Annotated in this window: 16 protein-coding genes and 2 pseudogenes; 8 read left to right on the plus strand and 10 right to left on the minus strand. The window is 61.6% G+C overall.

Annotation, left to right across the window (positions count from 1 at the left end; translation table 11 throughout):
- Positions 1-3 precede the first annotated feature (3 nt).
- The 3 genes from trbB to B2V90_RS21175 are packed head-to-tail and all read right to left on the minus strand — an operon-like array spanning position 4 to position 3,448.
- On the minus strand, positions 4-951 hold the full coding sequence (gene trbB, locus B2V90_RS21165) for a P-type conjugative transfer ATPase TrbB (RefSeq protein WP_414711630.1): 948 nt from the start codon (positions 949-951) through the stop codon (positions 4-6).
- Between the two features lie 41 nt (positions 952-992).
- Positions 993-1,394, minus strand: a complete 402-nt coding sequence (locus tag B2V90_RS21170; protein WP_161731106.1) for a CopG family transcriptional regulator — start codon at positions 1,392-1,394, stop codon at positions 993-995.
- Positions 1,395-1,408: 14 nt separating this feature from the next.
- Entirely contained in the window at positions 1,409-3,448 is a 2,040-nt protein-coding gene (locus B2V90_RS21175; RefSeq protein WP_161731107.1) for a conjugal transfer protein TraG, read from the minus strand.
- Between the two features lie 201 nt (positions 3,449-3,649).
- Between B2V90_RS21175 and B2V90_RS21180 the strand changes: the two genes are divergently transcribed.
- Together B2V90_RS21180 and B2V90_RS21185 are read left to right on the plus strand one after the other, a co-directional pair.
- Positions 3,650-3,952 (plus strand): DUF1778 domain-containing protein, encoded by a 303-nt coding sequence (locus B2V90_RS21180; RefSeq protein WP_161731108.1) that lies wholly within the window; start codon positions 3,650-3,652, stop codon positions 3,950-3,952.
- Positions 3,953-3,955: 3 nt separating this feature from the next.
- Positions 3,956-4,465, plus strand: coding sequence for a GNAT family N-acetyltransferase (locus B2V90_RS21185; RefSeq protein ID WP_161731109.1), 510 nt, complete (start codon positions 3,956-3,958; stop codon positions 4,463-4,465).
- 872 nt (positions 4,466-5,337) lie between these two features.
- On the opposite strand, the gene B2V90_RS21190 is transcribed toward B2V90_RS21185, so the two are convergent.
- Entirely contained in the window at positions 5,338-6,126 is a 789-nt protein-coding gene (locus tag B2V90_RS21190) for an aldo/keto reductase (RefSeq protein WP_161735012.1), read from the minus strand.
- A 117-nt stretch (positions 6,127-6,243) separates the two neighbouring features.
- Positions 6,244-6,864, minus strand: coding sequence for a TetR/AcrR family transcriptional regulator (locus B2V90_RS21195; RefSeq protein WP_161735009.1), 621 nt, complete (start codon positions 6,862-6,864; stop codon positions 6,244-6,246).
- A 96-nt stretch (positions 6,865-6,960) separates the two neighbouring features.
- On the opposite strand from B2V90_RS21195, the gene B2V90_RS21200 reads away from it, so the two are divergent.
- Both B2V90_RS21200 and B2V90_RS21205 read left to right on the plus strand, forming a co-directional pair.
- Positions 6,961-7,950, plus strand: coding sequence for a zinc-dependent alcohol dehydrogenase family protein (locus B2V90_RS21200; protein ID WP_161735005.1), 990 nt, complete (start codon positions 6,961-6,963; stop codon positions 7,948-7,950).
- A gap of 203 nt (positions 7,951-8,153) precedes the next feature.
- Positions 8,154-8,444, plus strand: a complete 291-nt coding sequence (locus B2V90_RS21205) for a metal/formaldehyde-sensitive transcriptional repressor (RefSeq protein ID WP_083274841.1) — start codon at positions 8,154-8,156, stop codon at positions 8,442-8,444.
- Positions 8,445-8,499: 55 nt separating this feature from the next.
- On the opposite strand, the pseudogene B2V90_RS21210 reads toward B2V90_RS21205, so the two are convergent.
- Positions 8,500-9,048: pseudogene (locus B2V90_RS21210) on the minus strand (IS630 family transposase); the annotation flags it as partial.
- Between the two features lie 58 nt (positions 9,049-9,106).
- On the opposite strand from B2V90_RS21210, the gene B2V90_RS21215 reads away from it, so the two are divergent.
- Entirely contained in the window at positions 9,107-10,330 is a 1,224-nt protein-coding gene (locus tag B2V90_RS21215) for an IS256 family transposase (RefSeq protein WP_161735002.1), read from the plus strand.
- Positions 10,331-10,375: 45 nt separating this feature from the next.
- Here B2V90_RS21215 and B2V90_RS21220 read toward each other — a convergent pair.
- Together B2V90_RS21220 and B2V90_RS21225 are read right to left on the minus strand one after the other, a co-directional pair.
- Positions 10,376-10,791: pseudogene (locus B2V90_RS21220) on the minus strand (helix-turn-helix domain-containing protein); the annotation flags it as partial.
- 65 nt (positions 10,792-10,856) lie between these two features.
- Positions 10,857-11,837 (minus strand): GlxA family transcriptional regulator, encoded by a 981-nt coding sequence (locus tag B2V90_RS21225; RefSeq protein WP_161735000.1) that lies wholly within the window; start codon positions 11,835-11,837, stop codon positions 10,857-10,859.
- 234 nt (positions 11,838-12,071) lie between these two features.
- Between B2V90_RS21225 and B2V90_RS21230 the strand changes: the two genes are divergently transcribed.
- The 3 genes from B2V90_RS21230 to B2V90_RS21240 all read left to right on the plus strand — a co-directional run bounded on the left by B2V90_RS21230 (position 12,072) and on the right by B2V90_RS21240 (position 16,799).
- Positions 12,072-12,365 (plus strand): putative quinol monooxygenase, encoded by a 294-nt coding sequence (locus tag B2V90_RS21230; RefSeq protein ID WP_024717194.1) that lies wholly within the window; start codon positions 12,072-12,074, stop codon positions 12,363-12,365.
- Positions 12,366-12,633: 268 nt separating this feature from the next.
- On the plus strand, positions 12,634-13,743 hold the full coding sequence (locus tag B2V90_RS21235) for an S-(hydroxymethyl)glutathione dehydrogenase/class III alcohol dehydrogenase (protein ID WP_043061438.1): 1,110 nt from the start codon (positions 12,634-12,636) through the stop codon (positions 13,741-13,743).
- 464 nt (positions 13,744-14,207) lie between these two features.
- Positions 14,208-16,799 carry an excinuclease ABC subunit UvrA gene (locus B2V90_RS21240; protein WP_323132816.1) on the plus strand — a complete coding sequence of 864 codons (2,592 nt, stop codon included), beginning with the start codon at positions 14,208-14,210 and terminating at the stop codon, positions 16,797-16,799.
- Positions 16,800-17,056: 257 nt separating this feature from the next.
- On the opposite strand, the gene B2V90_RS21245 is transcribed toward B2V90_RS21240, so the two are convergent.
- Both B2V90_RS21245 and B2V90_RS21250 read right to left on the minus strand, forming a co-directional pair.
- A complete protein-coding gene (locus B2V90_RS21245; RefSeq protein ID WP_228223065.1) occupies positions 17,057-17,626 on the minus strand; it encodes a type 1 glutamine amidotransferase domain-containing protein in 570 nt (189 codons plus the stop codon).
- Positions 17,627-17,657: 31 nt separating this feature from the next.
- Complete coding sequence (locus tag B2V90_RS21250; RefSeq protein ID WP_228223066.1) at positions 17,658-18,797, minus strand: glutathione-independent formaldehyde dehydrogenase; 1,140 nt, start codon at positions 18,795-18,797, stop codon at positions 17,658-17,660.
- Positions 18,798-19,076: the final 279 nt, after the last annotated feature.

A 19,076-nucleotide genomic window follows, 5' to 3' on the forward strand; every position in this document is an offset into this window, starting at 1 on the left:
GGATCAGTCTCCTAGGCTGTGGGGGATGGCGAGGTCGGTGACGGCGTAATCGCCGCCCGCATCGAGCCCGCCGACCTCGGCAACGGTCTCGATCCTGCGGCCGGTGCCCCGGCCGGAGATAAACACCACCATGTCGATTGCTTCGGCGATCAGGCGGCGCGGCACGGTGACGACGCTTTCCGCCACCAGTTGTTCGATGCGGTAGAGCGCGGATCGCGCGCTGTTGGCATGGACGGTGGCGATGCCGCCGGGATGGCCGGTGTTCCAGGCCTTGAGCATGTCGAGGGCTTCGCCGCCCCGGACCTCGCCAACGATGATGCGATCGGGTCTCAACCGCAGGGTCGAGCGGACGAGATCGGCCATCGTCACGGCGCCGGGCTTAGTTCGCAGTGCCACTGTATCAGGCGCCGCGCATTGCAGCTCGCGCGTGTCCTCGATCAGGATCACCCGCTCGTCGAGGTTAGCCATCTCGGCCAGCAGCGCGTTCGCCAGCGTGGTCTTACCCGACGATGTGCCCCCCGCGACAAGTATATTACGGCGGGCGACGACGGCATTGGCGAGCGCCACGGCGACCTTGGCAGACATAATGCCGTCTGCAACATAGTCATCGAGGCGGTGGATGCGGGCAGCCGGCTTGCGGATGGCGAAGCAAGGTGCCGACGCTACCGGCGGGAGCAAACCTTCGAAGCGTTCGCCGCCCGAGCCGTCTTCATGGATTGGCAGTTCCGCACTGATGATCGGCGCATCGGCATGGACCTCTGCGCGTACATGGCTGGCGACGAGACGCACGATCCGCTCTGCCTCGGCGGCCTCCAGCCGGGCCCTGGTCTCAATGCGACCTTGGCCGAGGCGGTCGAGACGCACCATGCCATCCGGATTGACCATGATCTCGGTGACAAGCGGATCGGCCAGCGCGGCGGCGATAGCCGGCCCCATGGCGGTGCGCAGCATGGCGCTGCGACGGTCGCGTGACTGTACCCCAAGCGCGCGGCTCATGACGGCTCACCATCGCGAGGCGGAGTGTCGATCGATCGGCTGGTCGCCAGTTGCCGGCCCACCTGATCGACGAAACGGCGGAAGCGCTCGCGCCCGATCGCCTGTGCAGCCTTGTCCGCCTCGGGCAGTGGCGCGGTGACAGTCAGCTGATAGCGGACGAACAACGACAGGGTTTCGAGAAGGACCGTCGCGTCACGCTCGATCCGCCCCAGTTGATTGCTGATCCGGTCGAGTCGGTGCTTGAGCAGGTCATCGACTTCGCGGGTGGCGCGGCGATTGAGATATTCGCGCAGAGCGTCAGAAATGATCGCGGACTTCGACGTGCCGGGCGTCGATGCCAGCATGTCGAGACGAGCGGTCAGCTCCTCGTCGAGATAGAGATGATGGCGTGGCTTCACTGCCGTTCTCCCCGTCAGAAGTTCGGCAGCAGATCGTCGCCGCGATCCGTGCTCTCGTTGATGCCATAGGCACGCTGGACCGGGTTCAGATTGCGCAGACGGTCCATGGCGCGTCGGTCGGCGACCTCGTCGCTTTCGTCGTCGGTGCCGGGGGGGGCATCCCGCTCCGTCTCAGCCGGGGCCGGTGCCTGCTCCTCGGCGAGACCGGGATGACGTTCCTGCTGAAGACCGCCCTCTGCCTCCGCGAAAGCATCGGCATCGTCCGTGGATGCAGCGGCTAGGGCATCATGGGGACGGCGCACTTCACTGCCCCAGTCGTCGGCGCGCCACTCTGGCCGGTCCTTATAGGATCCTTCGCCAAGCACTGGCGGCGGCATCACACGCGCAGTGAAATTGCGATCCTCATAGTAGCGCAGCTTCTTTGCCCGGATCGGCGCCAGCCCTGAGACCATCACCAGTTCCTCGGACGGCGGCAGTTGCATGACCTCGCCGGGCGTCAGTAGCGGACGGGCGGTCTCCTGCCGCGACACCATGACATGGCTGAGCCAGGGCGCGAGACGATGGCCAGCATAGTTTCTCTGCGCGCGCAGTTCGGTTGCGGTGCCGAGCGCATCGCTGATCCGTTTGGCCGTGCGTTCGTCGTTCGAGCTAAAGGCGATGCGGACATGGCAGTTGTCGAGAATGGCGTTATTCTCGCCATAGGCCTTGCTGATCTGGTTCAGGCTCTGCGCGATGAGATAGGCGCGGATGCCGTAGCCGGCCATGAAGGCGAGCGCGGTCTCGAAAAAGTCGAGCCGGCCCAGTGCGGGAAACTCGTCGAGCATCATCATCAGTTGGTGCTTGCGGCTCTTGCGCGGATCGCCTTCCAGCCGCTCGGTCAGGCGGCGTCCAATTTGGTTCAGAACCAAGCGGACCAGCGGCTTGGTGCGTGAGATGTCCGATGGCGGGATGACGAGGTAGAGCGACACCGGCGCCTTGGCGTCGACGAGATCGGCGATGCGCCAGTCGCAGGCTGAAGTCGTGCGCGCAACGGTAGGATCGCGATAGAGGCCAAGGAACGACATGGCCGTGGAGAGCACGCCCGATCGCTCATTCTCGCTTTTATTGAGCACTTCGCGCGCAGCGCTGGCCACGACGGGATGGACCTGGGGATGTTTTGACGTTCCCAGATGGTTGGTAGCCATCATGCGGCGCAGGGTGTGGGCGAAGCTGCGTTGCGGGTCGGAGAGAAATGTCGCCACTCGCGCGAGCGTTTTCTCCTCTTCGGAGTAGAGGACATGGAGGATAGCGCCGACCAGTAGCGAATGGCTGGTTTTCTCCCAGTGCGAGCGGCGTTCAAGCGCTCCCTCGGGATCCACCAGTATATCGGCGATATTCTGGACGTCGCGGACCTCGTCCGGGCCCTTGCGGACCTCCAGCAGCGGATTGTATCGCGCTGAGCGCGGATCGGTCGGGTTGAACAGCAGACAATGCGAAAAACAGGCGCGCCAGCCGGCGGTCAGCGTCCAGTTCTCGCCCTTGATGTCGTGAATGACGACACTGCCGGCCCAGGACAGGAGAGTCGGCACGACGAGGCCGACGCCCTTGCCCGAGCGGGTCGGCGCAAAGGCCATGATATGCTCAGGCCCGTCATGACGTAGATAGTCGGAGCCGATGCGGCCGAGGAACACGCCGGCATCGTGAAGCAGGCCCACTTTGGCGATCTCGCGCCGCGATGCCCAGCGTGACGAGCCATAGGTGGTAACGTGGCGGTTCTGGCGCGCGCGCCACAGCGATCCGGCAATGGCAGAAGCGCATCCAAGAAAGCCGCTGGTCCCGGCCAATGCACCAGCCCTGTCGAAGACTTCCGGTGCATAAGCTTCGTAATGATACCACCAGCCAAACAACTGCCATGGGCGATAGACCGGGATGCCCAACGCGATCGTCCATGGTGCACCGAGCTGCGCCTGATAGCCCAGCATGGCAGCGGCCCATTGGGTTGCTGCCCATAGGCCCATGAGAACGATCGCGAAAACGACGAAAATCTGTCCGACAAGCAGCTTGGTTGGGGTCATGACTTGGCTCCGACTCGCGGGCCATCACGGCAGCACGAGTGGGACGAAGGGTGGATCAGGTCAGTTCGAGAGCGTTACATCGGTTACACCCGATCCAGCACGCTCAAGGCGAGGTTCCGACCGCAACTACGCCTGTGGGCGCCATTCAACTCGTATTGCAATTTACAATACAGTATGCGATCTTGTTGGTGGAGGTGAAGAATGCCGCAACCAACCCCACGCAAGGAACATCCGCTGTCGATGAGGCTACCGGATGCCGATATTGCTATCATTGATCGTGCTGCACGACTGCGCGGCCGCTCGCGCACGGAATTCGTGCGCGATGCAGCCGTCCGCGCGGCCGAGGATGTGTTGATGGAAACCACCCCAATCCGCATGAGCGCCGAAGGATTCGAAGCGTTTATGGCTGCGGTATCCGGCCCCGGCGCGCCTGTTCCTGAAATGATGGATCTGTTCCGCCGAGCCGCACCGTGGGAAGCCGGTCACTCACCTGCTGGAGAATAATCATTGTCGATCTCCAGTCCGGAGCCACTGTCTACAGCACATGACGTATCAAATTTCTCCTGTGGCAAACCCTCTCTCGACCGTTGGTTGCAGACGCGTGCGCTCGGCAATCAGGAAAAAGGTTTCACGGCGGTCATGGTTGTCCATGAAAACGGCCATGTCGTAGGCTATTACGGCCTCGCGCCTACGGCGATCGTCCCTGCTCAGTTACCCCGTTCGATCCGTACTGGCCAGCCGCCTGATCCCGTGCCATGCCTCCTGTTGGGTCAACTCGCCACCGATCAGAGCTGGGCTGGCAAAGGCGTTGGCACTGCTCTGCTGAAACACGCCTTGCAACGTTGCGTGGCGGCGTCGCTGCTGATTGGTGGTCGTGCGTTGGTGGTGAACGCAGTAGACGACGAGGCGTCAGCCTTTTGGCGCAGATGGGGATTTCTGCCCTCTAAGGATGATCCCCTTACCTTGTTCCGGTCAATCTCGGATATCGCAGCTTCGCTTCGGCACTCCGGTCAGTGAATTACGAGCCGCAGACCACCGGAAAGCTAAACCTTTCTCTACGATTACATGGCAGCTAAGCGCCCATTTACGTCGTTCAATTGGGGAAATGGCGCCTCGATGAGCAGTCAGTCCGCTTATGACTGGGTCTGGGACAGTGCTGCCGTTCCAAATTGATAGATCGGATGGCAGCTCCTGTCTGGAGCCGACATACATCGTTTGCCTGACTGGCATCACAGATCGGCAGAAAGTGGGCCGATTGTTGACCGTCCTCTTTTGGGGAGAAATCGGCTAAAGCTGCCGTCAAGCAGCTGACTCTTAATCAGCGGGTCCTAGGTTCGAGCCCTAGTGCGTCCACCACATTTCCCTTTTTCGTAAATCAGATACTGAGCTTGCGAGATCGGGCTATTGAGAGCATTTTTTTGCTAAGCAGCTCTCTAGGTAGCAGAGCGCTAATTCGGCGCTGCAGTGCAGTGAACGGTTCATGGCCTGCGCTCTGTCGAACTGAGCTTGAGCGAGTAATCGGCTCACCTTCCCGCCAGCGGCGCACGCTGGGATGGCCGCTCGGAAACTCAGGCAGCGCGGTGTCGTGCTGACAGCTAGGCCGCCCGAGCTTCGATCCAGAGCGCCCGATGGACAAGAATGACGCCCTTGGCTGGATGCCCTGCCAGCTCGGATACGCCCCATAGACGGTAAGAACGGTCAGACGGTTATTCGTGGAGGCTAAGAGCAGATTGGGGCCAGGGGCGCGATAGGCCTGGTTCTCGAACCGTCAGTCGCGCAGCACCCGCTCGATAGCGGTGTCGACACGGTCCGATCACCGCACCGCTGAGCGCCTACCGCCGATCCGGTTTGCGTTCTGTTCCTTCGAGCGATAATATCGTCATCTGACGCTAAAGCATCTCGAGTGGACGGCGGTCGCGTGGCCTGGGAAATTCCGCATCGAGTGTTGCAATGTCGGCGTCGGAGAGCACGATATCTGCGGCCGCGCGGTTCTCCCGCACATGTGCAATCGAACTCGCTTTCGGGATGGCGATGAGACCATCTTGCCGCAACGTCCACGAAAGTGCGACCTGCACAGGGGTTGCGCCAACCTCGGCTGCAACTTTGTCGAGAGCGGGGTGGGCAGAAAGTCGTCCCTGCTCGACTGGACTATACGCCATAACCGGTATGTTATGCTCGGCGAGCCACGGCAGCAGGTCCAATTCGGGGCCTCGCCGGACCAGATTATAGAGGATCTGATCGGTCACGCAGCCATCCCCGCCGGCAGCGACAAGCTCGTCCATATCGTCGGTATCGAGGTTGCTGACACCCCAATGCCGAATCTTTCCTGCCGATTTCAGCGCCTCCATTGCCTCTATCGTCTCAGCGAGCGGCACCGATCCCCGCCAATGGAGAAGATAGAGGTCCAGCCGATCGGTGCCGAGCCGCTTCAGGCTCGCCTCGCACGCACCGGCAAGGCGGGAGCGCGATGCGTTCTGTGGATACGCCTTGCTGACGAGGAACAACTGGTCGCGACGATCGCCGAGCGCTTCGCAGATCAGCGTTTCCGCCGCACCATCGCCATACATTTCAGCGGTATCGATGAGCGTCATGCCTAGCTCGACACCGGCGCGTAGCGCGGCGATCTCATCGGATCGCCGCTCAGCACGTTCACCCATCTTCCAGGTGCCTTGACCCATTCAAGGAACCACTTCCCCGCCGGGCAATGTCACGTGTTTCATGTACTTTCGTCCAATGAGATGAGTTCGACTGTTCGGTCGCGGGAGGCGGATTGGCAGATGACCACCATGTAACGATCATATCGCGGCCGGCCATCGATCGAGTGCCATTTTGACGATGGAGAGCAGTTCGTTGATCGTAGCGCCGTCGCGCGCCTGAACGGACATGCCTTCCATGACCGTATTGATGAATTTGCCTAGCACGGCCGGATCGGTGTTGGCCGCAAGCTCGCCCTGCGCGGCGCCGCGTTGCAGACGCTCGATCAGGAGGGCCTCCGCCGCGATGCGCTTGTCGCGCAGCAGGCATTCGATGGCGGCGGAAGCCGGCGACACGGCTGCCGCTGCCGAATACATGAAGCAGCCGGCCGGCGTTCCAGGTTCCGAGAATGATGACGCCGCTCGTTCCAGCAGGCCTTTGACGGCCTCGTAGGTGGACAACGCCGGATCGTTGATGGGTGCATAGAGGTGGACGCTGAACGTCGCGGCGTAGCGCTCGATCACCGCCGCAAACAGCCCCGCCTTGTTGTCAAACGCTGCATAGAGACTGGCAGCGGCGACGCCAGTCTCCGCCACCAGATCGGCCATCGATGTCGCCTCGTAGCCGCGCTGCCAGAACAGCCGCACCGCCTTGTCGAGCGCAGCGTCAGCGTCGAACACACGAGGGCGACCTGCGCGGCGACGGGCTTTCGTCTCTGTCATCTCTGGTGCACGATATGGAACGATCGATAAATAATATCTTGAAACGGGCGGTCTTCTCCCTTACAGAACGATCATTCAATAATCAAGGAATCTCCAATGAGCCGCATCGTCCGTATCCACGAATATGGCGACGCCAGCGTCCTCAGGATTGAAGATGTGGCCGTCCCCGCGCCCGCGGCTGACGAAGTGCAGATCGCGGTGAAGGCAATAGGCATAAACCGCGCCGAGGTGATGTTCCGCAACCATGCCTACCTTCAGGAAGCCGAGTTCCCGAGCCGCCTTGGCTATGAGGCTGCCGGCACTGTCGTTACGGTCGGCGCGGACGTGACCGGGTTTGCGGAAGGCGAAGTCGTCAGCGTCATCCCCCCGCTCGATATCGCGCGCTGGGGCACTTATGGCGAGGTCGCCAACGTGCCCGCCCGCCTCGTCGTCAAGCATCCGGCGACGCTGTCGTTCGAGGAAGCGGCGGCCGTGTGGATGCAGTATGTCACCGCCTGGGGTGCGCTGGTGGAGCAGGCGAAACTCGGCGAGTGCGATTTCGTCATCGTCACTGCTGCCTCCAGCAGCGTCGGCCTTGCTGCCTTCCAGATTGCGCGGATGGTCGGCGCGACGGTAATCGCGACGACGCGTACCGGCGCCAAGCGCCAGGCCCTGATCGATGCCGGTGCACATCATGTCGTCGCGACCGGGGAAGAGGATCTGGTAGCGAGGGTGATGGAGATAACCGATGGTCAGGGTGCGCGCGTGGTGCTCGATCCGGTCGGAGGCCCGTCGTTCGAGCCGCTGACCGAGAGCATGGCACGCGGCGGCATCCTGCTCCAATATGGCGCGCTCAGCGGCGAACCGACGCCGTTCCCGTTGTTCTCCGTGCTGGGCAAGAGCCTCACGCTCAAGGGGTATCTCTACAGCGAGATCGTCTCGGACGATGCCGCCCTCGATCGCGCCAAGGCGTTCATCGTGGCGGGTCTGGAATCGGGCGCGCTCAAGCCGCGGATCGCGCGCACTTTCCCGCTCGACGCCATCCAGGACGCTCACCGCTTCCTCGAATCGAACGACCAGATCGGCAAGGTCGTCGTTACGGTCTGACCGGCATACCGGGGGGGGGTGAGCGATCACTCCCCCCTTCCCCAACGGAGGATCGGACCCTCGGCGCCCATGCCAGGGCTGCTCGTGGCGCAGGCTTGAGAGCATGACCGGAACCTCGCCCGATTGGAAAAACGCCCGGCTCCGTGCAGGATTGAAACTCCCCCCCTGTATAGTATGCTTCAGCGATTTCTCGGGAAAACGCGATGCCACATTCATCAGAGGACAAGAAGCGAGCCATCACACGCTTGCGGCGTATCAAGGGTCAGGCGGACGCTCTGGAACGCGCGATCGAAGCGGGGGCCGATTGCGCTCCCCTGCTGCAGCAAATTGTCGCCATGCGTGGTGCGACAAATGGACTGATGGCAGAAGTGATGCAGAGTCATCTAAGGGAAACATTCGGTGCGGGCGCAGATCGGGCCGTCGGAGGCACAGGTGGCGATCACGATGACGGCGTGGAGGGCGTAATGAAGATTCTGCGTACTTATCTTAAATGACAATTTCAGGCTCATTTTCTTGCCCGTGTCCTCCCGCACTTAGAGCCGTGCCCGGTCACGTAGCGACGGCCAAGTCGGTATCGTAGCCGGCGGCAGCAAGGGAGTTGCGGCACTCATCTGCCGTGAAGCGAGCCAAAGCCTGCCGGATGGCGTGCCACAGATCAGGGACGGTGCGGGCCGCCGCTGTCCGGAGCAGAGCCTTCTGCTTGGCGAAGATCTGCTCGATGGGATTGAAGTCCGGGCTGTAGGGCGGGAGGTAGAGCAGCCTCGCCCCGGCGTCCTCGATGGTCTCACGCACACCTGCCACCTTGTGGGCCTGCAGGTTGTCGAGGATGACGGTGTCACCGGGCTTGAGCGCGGGCACAAGCGTGTCGGCGACGTAGGCCCGGAAGCGTGCGCCGTTGGTGGCGCCGTCGAACAGGGAAGTGGCGCACAGGCCATCCCTGCGCAGGGCGGCAGTGATCGTGGTGGTCTTGTAGTGCCCGTGCGGGACAGCCAGCCGGCAGCGCTCGCCTCGCGGAGCCCGACCGTAGCGGCATGCCATGTTGGTGGCCGCGGCAGTCTCGTCGAGGAAAACCAGCCTGTCGGGATCGAGGCCGTCCTGGGGGCCTGTCAGGAATTTCGTGTGCGGCGAGGCATAATGGGCAACAAGGAGACCCAGTATGTCACGACGCAAAGACCCCTCGATACCCAACGACATTCTCGACCAACTGCTGGCCGGCACTGACGCAGCAGCAGCGCTCAGCCAGGGCGGCCTGCTCGATACATTGAAGAAGGCATTTGCCGAACGGGCGCTCAATGCGGAGATGGATCACCATCTTGGCCAGGAGGAGCAAGGGACCAACAGCCGGAACGGCTACGGCCGCAAGACGGTGACGACCGACGGGGGACGGATCGAGATCGAGGTGCCGCGTGATCGGGCGGGCAGTTTCGATCCGCAGCTGATCGCAAAATATCAGCGCCGTTTCCCCGGTTTTGATGACAAGATCATCTCGATGTACGCGCGCGGCATGAGTACCCGTGAGATCACCGGGCATCTGCGCGAACTGTACGGCATCGAGGTCTCACCCGACCTGATCAGCACGATCACGGACGCTGTGCTGGAGGAGGTCACGGCCTGGCAACAACGCCCGCTGGACTCAGCCTATCCGCTGGTTTTCTTCGATGCGATCCGGGTCAAGATCCGTGACGAGGGGATGGTCCGCAACAAGGCGATCCATATTGCCCTGGGCGTCATGGCCGACGGCACCAAGGTGGTCCTTGGTTTGTGGCTGGAGCAGAATGAAGGCGCCAAGTTCTGGCTGCGCGTCATGAACGAACTGCGCAACCGCGGTGTCGAGGATATCATGCTGGCCGTTGTCGATGGCCTGAAGGGTTTTCCCGACGCCATCACCGCCGTCTTCCCCGAAGCGATGGTTCAAACATGCATCGTCCATCTGCTGCGCAACTCGATGGATTTCGTGGCGTGGAAAGACCGTAAGGCGCTCGGAACGGCCCTGAAGGCCATCTACCGTGCTATCGATGCCGCGGCCGCCGAGGAAGCACTGACGGCCTTCGAAGCGAGCTTCTGGGGCCAGCGCTATCCTGCCATCGGCCAGAGCTGGCGTCGGGCATGGCCCGAGATCATCCCATTTTTCGCCTTCCCCGACGAAGTCAGGCGGATCGTCTACACCACCAATGCCATCGAGGCCTTGAACTCCAAGCTTCGTCGCGCTGTTCGTGCGCGGGGCCATTTCCCCAATGACGAGGCGGCCACCAAGCTGCTCTATCTGATCTTGAACCGATCGGAAAAAGAGTGGAAAATGCCGCCGCGAGAGTGGAACATGGCGAAGGCTCAATTTGCCGTTCTCTTCGGCGAACGCTTCATCAGGGCCATGACGGCCTGATGGTCAACCGCCTCGCCGCACACGAAATTCCTGACAGGCCCCGTCCTGGTTCTCGAACCAAGCCTCGCGGGCTGCCCTTACGTCCTCGCGCGCCTGCTCGGCGGCGTGGATCGCCCCTTTTTACGGGTGATGCCACGCCGGGCGAAGAAGCGGGATAGGCTGCTCGTGCTGGTCTGCAGGCCGCGCTCGGTCAAAGCGTCACGCAGTTCGCGCAGAAAGATCGCCGGCCGCGCCTCATAGATCGTCAGGATCAGGTCGGCCTGCGCCTCGATCCGGTGCGAGGCATGATCGCCGCCCGACGGCTTGGGCGCAAGCTGTCCCTCCTGGCGAAACCGATCCGACCAGCGGCTGGCGCTGGAAACGCTGACCCCAAACCGGGCTGCAGCCTGATGACAGGACGCGACCGCGGCTACGGCCGACACGACACGCTCGCGTAAATCGACGGACAAAGGTGAAGGCATCGCCATCCTCCTTCACCCCTCAACGTCCCGACCCTCCAGCCGTCCCAAACCGCTCGGGCACGGCTCTAATCCTGCACCCCTAAATGGTTCGTCCGGCGAATTTCTGAGGCGGTGCGGCCAGTCTTACGACGTAGCAGAGTGCGGAGAGTGGCTGCATTATCATAGCCGATGCGGGCTGCGATCTCATCCATTCCCAATTTGGTCGTCCTCAGGAGATAAGCCGCTCGTTCAACGCGCAGGCTCTGGAAATAAGACAATGGAGAGCGGCCCAGCACCATATTGATTCTGCGGGACAGAGTTCGTTCACTTGTCCCGACAAAGGCCGCGGCCTGCTCCAAGGAAAAGCCCGTATCGAGGTTTTCACGCGCCCACTTCTCGAAGAGCATCACCAGGTGGTCGGCGTGGCGCAAATGATCCGGGATGGCATAGGTGGCTTGAGGCGAGCGAGGATCGAGCATTAGGTAGCGAGCGACGGTGTCGGCCAGTTCGGGGCTCCGCTGACGAACGAACCAGAGCGCCAAATCGAAATGTGCAAGCACCGCGCCTGCGGTAACGACCCTGTCGTTACCCACCAGCGCACGGCTGTCATCGAGTGCAACGCTGGGATACCGGGCTCTAAAGAAAGGTGCGAGCCACCAACTGGTGGCGGCCTCTTGTTTGTCTAACAATCCCGTCTCGGCGAGGACGAATGTCCCCGTACAAGCAGCAGCGATAGTCGCACCATTTGCCTGCCAGGTTCGCAATAGTTCGACAGCTCGCTTTACATCGGGATGAGCAAGGGCGTCGGCAATGCCTTCCTCCGTCTTCGCTCCCAATGCCGGCACGAAGACAAAGCCGGGAGTCGGGAGGGCGTCGGCCCGAACCGTAGGGATTGCGAGGCCGTGCGCTGTATGTGTTGCGCGACGAATGCTGGAAACCGACGAGTTCAAACTTTCACGCAAGGCGGGGGGCGCCAAGTCGCGCGCCGTCGCTAAGGTGTCCTGAAACGCCGCAAGCCCAGTATCGAACACCCCATCAAGCGCTAAAATTGTCGTAGCTGTGCTCATGGCGAGAATGGTATCAGGTTTGTCAATTCTGCCAAGCGCTAACGCTCCGCTGCGATGATAGTCTAGCGACGCGGCCGACGATGGCGCGATCAAATAGGGAAGAAAATGAGGACCATTAAAGTGTTCCTGCTCACGGCGGCCCTCGTTGTCGCCACCGGCGCGACAAGCGCAATGGCGGATACGACAGGCAGCTCGAAGTCAACCCAATCACACCCAAAGATGGAGACGATGAAGATGACACATATGGGCTTATTCGTGCGGCTCGACGCCAAGCCTGGCAAAGAAGCGGCTTTGGAAAAGTTTCTGAAGGACGCGCTGCCGTTGGCACAAGCCGAAACGGGTACTCCGGTCTGGTATGCTGTAAAGTTCGGACCAAGCAGTTTCGCGATCTTTGACGCCTTTCAGAATGATGGCGACAGAACCGCACATCTCAACGGTCCGATCGCGGCGGCACTCATGCAGAACGCCGATGAGCTTCTGGCCACGCCGCCGGTCATCGAGCGCTGGGATGTTCTCGCGGTCAAGTAAGCTAGACAGAGCGGTATGTGGCATCGCTGCGACCGCTCTGCCGCCATCGTCGTGGTGAGTTTCTTCTTCCACGTAAGCGATGTCGCGCTAGTCTAGAAGCCAGCCCCTGCTGCCTTCTCTGGTTTGAGATCCTCGTTAGGACACCTCTTGTATACTGGCAGGGAGTATACTAAAGGTACTCCCTGCCAGTATGTGAATGTCGACGAATTTGCGCTGACGCAACGGCCTCCCACCAGCAATCAGTTTAACTCAACGAGGGTCTCCCAACATGAAATCTCGCGCCGCTGTAGCCTTCGAGGCGGGCAAGCCACTCGAAATCGTCGAGATCGATGTCGCCCCACCCCGGAAAGGCGAAGTCCTCATACGGGTGACGCACACCGGTGTGTGCCACACCGACGCGTACACGCTGGCGGGGAGTGATCCGGAGGGTGTTTTCCCGGTGGTTCTGGGCCACGAGGGCGCGGGCATCGTTGTCGAGGTCGGTGAAGGCGTCACCAGCGTCGGGCCGGGCGATCACGTGATTCCGCTCTACACCGCCGAGTGCGGCAAGTGCGACTTCTGCCTGTCGGGCAAGACCAACCTGTGCGTCGCTGTCCGCGAAACGCAGGGCAAGGGCTTGATGCCCGATGGGACCACCCGCTTTTCGTACAATGGTCAGCCCCTCTATCATTACATGGGCTGTTCAACCTTCAGTGAATATACTGTCGTTGCCGAAGTCTCGCTCGCCAAGATCAATCCCGAGGCAAACCCCGAACATGTCTGCCTGCTCGGCTGCGGCGTCACGACCGGCATCGGCGCAGTCCACAATACCGCCAAGGTCCAGCCCGGAGACTCGGTCGCCGTGTTCGGCCTCGGCGGCATCGGCCTCGCGGCGATTCAGGGTGCGCGCCAGGCGAAGGCGGGTCGCATCATCGCCATCGACACCAATCCATCCAAGTTCGAGCTGGCACGCCAGTTCGGTGCGACCGAGTGCATCAACCCCAAGGACCATGACAAGCCTATCCAGCAAGTGCTGATCGAGATGACGGGCTGGGGCATCGATCATACCTTCGAGTGCATCGGCAACGTCCACGTCATGCGCGCCGCGCTTGAATCAGCGCACCGTGGCTGGGGTCAGTCGATCGTGATTGGCGTTGCCGGCGCGGGCGAGGAAATCTCCACCCGACCATTCCAGCTCGTCACGGGCCGCGTATGGAAGGGGTCCGCTTTCGGTGGCGTCAAGGGACGGACACAGCTCCCCGGCATGGTCGAGGATGCGATGAGAGGCGATATCGATCTGGCCCCATTCGTAACCCACACGATGGGTTTGGAGGAGATCAACGAGGCCTTCGAACTGATGCACGAAGGCAAGTCGATCCGCACGGTCATTCACTACTGACCCGCCGATCCGAAGCGGCGCGAGGCGCTCGGATCGACAACTCGGCCGTCATCATGGCCCGACCCCGGCCATGATGTCGCGCGCTCTGGCAAATGGGCAACGCGCCGCGATGCGGTAGCAAGCGCCGAAGTGCGGAGTTTACATGCCGATAGCGTTAAGGACCAGGGCCGCCTGGCCCAGGCGCTTACCAGCGGAGTGTGTGTGGCCTTGCCGCGCGACCCAACGGGAAAAATAGTTTTGTCGTAACCTTTGTATAATGCTGGAAAAATATTTCAACGGTGCCGAACATCGGGCCAGCCTGGCCGTTGGATGTATTGAGTCGGAAATGCATTCATCTGTTACCCGGCTTGTGATGAACCACGGGCCGCACGGGCGTATAGGCCAGGAAGACTGAATTGAAGAGCAAGGATATTCACGCGACGACGCCGGCCACCGATCATGGGCATACGGGGCCGCCCGCTTGCGTGCAGGTTCGCGGCGCGCGCCAGAATAACCTCAAAAATATTGACGTCGATGTACCGCGCGACGCCTTCGTGGTGTTCACCGGCATATCGGGCTCGGGCAAGTCATCGCTCGCGTTCGGCACCCTTTATGCCGAAGCCCAGCGGCGTTATCTGGAATCGGTTGCGCCCTATGCCCGTCGCCTGATCGACCAGGCCGGCGTGCCGGAGGTCGACGCGATCGACGGGTTGCCGCCTGCGGTCGCGTTGCAGCAGCAGCGCGGCTCGGCCAACGCGCGGTCCTCGGTCGGCAGCGTGACGACGCTCTCCAGCCTGGTGCGGATGCTCTATTCGCGCGTCGGCGAATATCCGCGCCATCAACCCATGCTCTATGCGGAGGATTTCTCCCCCAACACGGTCGCGGGGGCCTGTCCGACCTGTCACGGCATCGGGCGCGTATATGACGCGACCGAAGAGACGATGGTTCCTGACGACAGCCTCACCATTCGCGATCGAGCGATCGCCGCCTGGCCGGCCGCCTGGCATGGCCAGAACCTGCGCGATATCCTCGTTTCGCTCGGCTATGACGTCGATACGCCGTGGCGCGACCTGCCGAAAAAGGATCGCGACTGGATCCTCTTCACTGAAGAGGCGCCGACGGTGCCGGTCTATGCGGGCCTGACGCCCGAACAGACCCGGACGGCGCTCAAGCGCCGCATGGAGCCGAGCTACCAGGGCACCTTCACCGGCGCGCGCCGCTATGTGCTGGAAACCTTCGCCAACACTAAAAGCGCGCTGATGAAGAAGCGCGTATCGCAATATATCATCGGCCGCGATTGCCCGACCTGCGACGGCAAGCGCCTGAAGCGCGAAGCCCTGTCGGTCAAATTCGCCGGCCTCGACATTGCCGAGTTCGGCGACCTGACGGCGCTCAAGCTGAAGGACTTGCTGATGCCCGTCGCGCATGGCGCGTCTGGGGCGGTCTCCGCCCCCTCAAAGGGCCATGTTCTGGAAAAAGCGGCCCGCGATGCAGCGGTCGAACAACGGCTTGCGGCGGGCGGCTCTGCGCACAAGAGCGCGCCCGACGTACGTCGCACGCCCAATCTCTCCGACGAGAAGCAGATCGCCGCCCAACGCCTTGCCCGCGAATTGATCGAGCGGCTAGAGCCGCTGATCGATCTTGGCCTTGGCTACATTTCGCTCGACCGCAGCACGCCGACGCTCTCCTCCGGAGAGCTGCAGCGCTTGCGGCTTGCCACGCAATTGTCGTCACAGCTTTTCGGCGTGGTCTATGTGCTTGACGAGCCTTCGGCAGGGTTGCACCCGGCAGATGGCGAAGCCTTGCTCACCATCCTCGAGCGTCTCAAGGCTGCGGGCAACTCCCTGTTCGTCGTCGAACATGATCTCGACGTGATCCGCCGCGCGGAATGGCTCGTCGATGTCGGGCCAGGAGCCGGAGAAAAGGGCGGTGAAGTCCTCTACAGCGGGCCGATAGAGGGGCTTGCCGACGTCGAGACTTCGATCACCCGCCGATACCTGTTCGCAGAGCCGCTCCGCAGTGAGCGCACACCGCGCGATCCCAAGGCATGGCTACGCCTGGAAGGGATCAGGCGGAACAATCTCCATGGTCTCGACGTCGAGTTTCCCATCGGCTGCTTCACCGCTGTCACCGGCGTTTCGGGATCGGGCAAATCCAGTCTTGTGAGTCAGGCGCTGCCCGAGCTCGTCACGGAACACCTCGGCGGGTCCCCCGTGGCCGAGGAGGAGGATATCGATCCGCTGCTCGATGTTGCGCAGAACGACACTGAAGGACGCATTGTCGCAGGCATGGAGCATGTTCGCAGGCTGGTGCGGGTCGATCAGAAACCGATCGGCCGCACGCCGCGCTCGAACCTATCCACCTACAGCGGCATGTTCGACCATGTGCGACGGATCTTCGCTGATACGCCGCTCGCCCGCCGGCGACACTACAGTCCGGGAAGGTTCTCGTTCAACGTCGCGCAAGGCCGCTGCCCTGTGTGCGAGGGCGAGGGATACGTCATGGTGGAGCTGCTGTTCCTGCCGAGCGTTTTTGCCCCGTGCTCGACCTGTCATGGCTCTCGCTACAACCCGCAAACGCTCGAAGTCGAATGGAACGGGCGCAATATCGCCCAGGTGCTCGAACTGACGGTCGACGATGCGTGCGATTTCTTCGCTGGCGAGGCATCTGTGATGCGCTCCCTCGCCGTGTTGCGGGAGATCGGTCTTGGCTATCTGAGGCTCGGTCAGCCGGCGACCGAGCTGTCTGGCGGGGAGGCGCAGCGCATCAAGCTGGCAACTGAACTGCAACGCGCTCAACGCGGCAACACGATCTACATCCTCGACGAGCCAACTTCGGGGCTTCACCCCTCCGATAGCGACCGGCTGATGCAACACCTGCAGGGGCTCGTAGACGCCGGCAATACCGTCGTAGTCGTCGAACATGACATGCGCGCCATCACACAAGCGGACTGGATCATCGACCTGGGACCGGGGGCCGGGGAAGATGGGGGCCGTATCGTTGCCAGCGGCGTCCCTGGCGTTGTTGCGGAAGCGGAAGGCAGTCTCACCGCCCGCTATCTCAAGGCGGCGCTGTAGGTCGTAAATCTGGCCGAACGCACGTTCGATCAGGTGCATCTCGACCACACGTTGGAATGGGTCGAATCTGGAAGCGGGAGCCGGCGATGTGTCACCGCGGTTGACGCGGCTTAGGGTTTGAGTGCCCGTCAGGTGCGCCGTGTTCGTGTGATACGCGGCGTGGCGGACGGCCAATCGCTGGCCATCCGCCACGCTCGCTTTGTGCGGACCTTCCTCAGGGAGAGGGCCCTCACATGGTTTCGTCGAAACGCCCCGCCTTAATTCCCTGCTGCGGGCGCTGCGCCGGCACCTTCTGCGATTTCCTCAACGAGTTTGGCACAGAAGGCGGGCAAATCATTAGGATCGCGGCTGGTAACAAGGCCGTTGTCGACCACGACTTCCTCATTGGTCCATGCACCGCCGGCGTTCTCGATATCGACCTTCAGTGTCGGGTAGGACGTCAAGGTGCGCCCCTCAAGCACGCCCGCCTCGATCAATGTCCAGGGTGCATGGCATATAGCCGCAACAGGTTTTTTCTGATCGAAGAAAGCCCGGATGAAAGCAATTGCCTCGACGCTGCCGCGCAGCTTGTCGGCACCGACAGTCCCTCCGGGCACAACAAGTCCGTCGAAATCGTCGGCTTTCACCTCGGAAAACGTCTTGTCGATAGTATAGCTGCCGCCCTCGTCGAGATCGCCATTGACTGTGCGAGCCTTGCCCGGTTCAAAACTGACCACGGTCACTTTGCCCCCAGCGTCCTCGACAGCTTGCTTGGGCTTCGAGAATTCTGGTTCTTCCGTCCCACGGGGTGCGATCAGAATGGCAACTGATTTTCCTTCCAAAGTCATGATTTATTTCCTATTCCGTCGAAGACCAAGGTCAGGTGCCCGGCTTGAGCACGACCTTCGTCCAACCAGCATCGCGCTCGTCGAAATGCTTGTAGGCGTCTGGTGCCTGATCAAGCGGCAGTCGGTGCGAGATGATTAGGGCAGGATTGGCCCGGTTTTGCTCGATAAGCTTCATCAGTCGCCGGTTGTAGTGCTTTACATTGCACTGGCCGGTGCCGATCTTCTGGCCCTTGAACCAGAAGTTGCCGAAGTCGAACGCCATCTTGCCTTCCTTCTGAAGATCGTCGGGCGCGTTCGGGTCTTCCGGAATGAACACGCCGACGACGCCGATTCCGCCAGTGGCCTTCGTGCTTTTGACGAGGCAGTTCATCGTGTAATTGCTGCGCTCCTTGCCGTGGCGATCGCAACACTGATACCCGACCGCCTCGACCCCCCGGTCAGTCCCGAGGCCGCCGGTCGCGTCAAGGATCTGCTGGGCGGGATCGCCCTTGCGCATGTCGATCGGAATAGCGCCTATCGCCTCGGCCAGTTTCAGGCGGTCATCGTGAGAATCGACCACGAAGATCTGAGAGGCACCGCGGATTTCGGCTGAATGCGCGGCCATCAAACCGACCGGACCGGCGCCGTAGATCGCGATGCTTTCGCCAGGCAGGAAACCCGACAGTTCGACGCCATGCCAACCCGTCGGGAAGATGTCGGAGAGCATGACATAGTCATCTTCCTTCTCCTCAGCGTCCTCAGGCAACTTCAGACAATTGAAGTCCGCATAAGGAACGCGCATCAACTCGGCCTGACCACCTTGCCACGGACCCATCTCGGCAAAGCCATACGCTGCGCCGGCGGTTCCAGGGTTGGTCGTGAGGCAGAAACCCGTCAAACCGCGTTCGCAATTTTCGCAGAAACCGCAACCGACGTTGAACGGCATACACACGCGATCGCCCTTCTTGATACGATCTACGGAAGAGCCGACCTCGATGACCTCGCCAAGGTTTTCGTGACCGAAGACCCTGCCCTTCTCGAAGCTGGTACGGCCCTCATACATGTGAAGGTCCGACCCGCAGATATTGGTCGTGGTCAGCCGGATGATAACATCGGTCTGCTTTTCGATCCTGGGATCATCGATGGTATTGACAGAAACATCTTTGGGCCCGTTGTACACGACAGCTTTCACGATTTTTCCTTTCGCAGCTCTTCTCAACGCGTCATCAAATCGAGAGCCTGCTGATGATCCCGGTCCGTCGCAGCGGCGGAGGACATCGCGCCCTTCCAAGTGATCTCAGTTTTCTGAACCTTCTGCTAGCTGAGAGGTTCCTTTCCGTAGGGCCATCCTGGGATCGATTCACGGCGGTTTTCTGAATGACTGGGCCAGAATGGCCGAATAACGCTCTAAACGGAGGCGACCCGCGCCGCGCGGGAGGCGCGCCCGCCGCCGTCGACTGAACCGCCGTCG

This window comes from Sphingobium sp. UBA5915 (assembly GCF_002431195.1).
In the GTDB taxonomy this organism is placed as follows: Bacteria; Pseudomonadota; Alphaproteobacteria; order Sphingomonadales; family Sphingomonadaceae; genus Sphingobium; species Sphingobium soli.

What these genes read in the sequence shown, in the direction of transcription:
- B2V90_RS21235 (WP_043061438.1), top strand. Translation starts at nt 12,634, where the DNA reads ATGAAATCTCGCGCCGCTGTAGCCTTCGAGGCGGGCAAGCCACTCGAA.
- B2V90_RS21215 (WP_161735002.1), top strand. Translation starts at nt 9,107, where the DNA reads ATGTCACGACGCAAAGACCCCTCGATACCCAACGACATTCTCGACCAA.
- B2V90_RS21195 (WP_161735009.1), bottom strand. Translation starts at nt 6,864, where the DNA reads ATGACAGAGACGAAAGCCCGTCGCCGCGCAGGTCGCCCTCGTGTGTTC.
- B2V90_RS21205 (WP_083274841.1), top strand. Translation starts at nt 8,154, where the DNA reads ATGCCACATTCATCAGAGGACAAGAAGCGAGCCATCACACGCTTGCGG.
- B2V90_RS21225 (WP_161735000.1), bottom strand. Translation starts at nt 11,837, where the DNA reads ATGAGCACAGCTACGACAATTTTAGCGCTTGATGGGGTGTTCGATACT.
- B2V90_RS21245 (WP_228223065.1), bottom strand. Translation starts at nt 17,626, where the DNA reads ATGACTTTGGAAGGAAAATCAGTTGCCATTCTGATCGCACCCCGTGGG.
- B2V90_RS21175 (WP_161731107.1), bottom strand. Translation starts at nt 3,448, where the DNA reads ATGACCCCAACCAAGCTGCTTGTCGGACAGATTTTCGTCGTTTTCGCG.
- trbB (WP_414711630.1), bottom strand. Translation starts at nt 951, where the DNA reads ATGCTGCGCACCGCCATGGGGCCGGCTATCGCCGCCGCGCTGGCCGAT.
- B2V90_RS21180 (WP_161731108.1), top strand. Translation starts at nt 3,650, where the DNA reads ATGCCGCAACCAACCCCACGCAAGGAACATCCGCTGTCGATGAGGCTA.
- B2V90_RS21200 (WP_161735005.1), top strand. Translation starts at nt 6,961, where the DNA reads ATGAGCCGCATCGTCCGTATCCACGAATATGGCGACGCCAGCGTCCTC.
- B2V90_RS21230 (WP_024717194.1), top strand. Translation starts at nt 12,072, where the DNA reads ATGACACATATGGGCTTATTCGTGCGGCTCGACGCCAAGCCTGGCAAA.
- B2V90_RS21190 (WP_161735012.1), bottom strand. Translation starts at nt 6,126, where the DNA reads ATGGGTCAAGGCACCTGGAAGATGGGTGAACGTGCTGAGCGGCGATCC.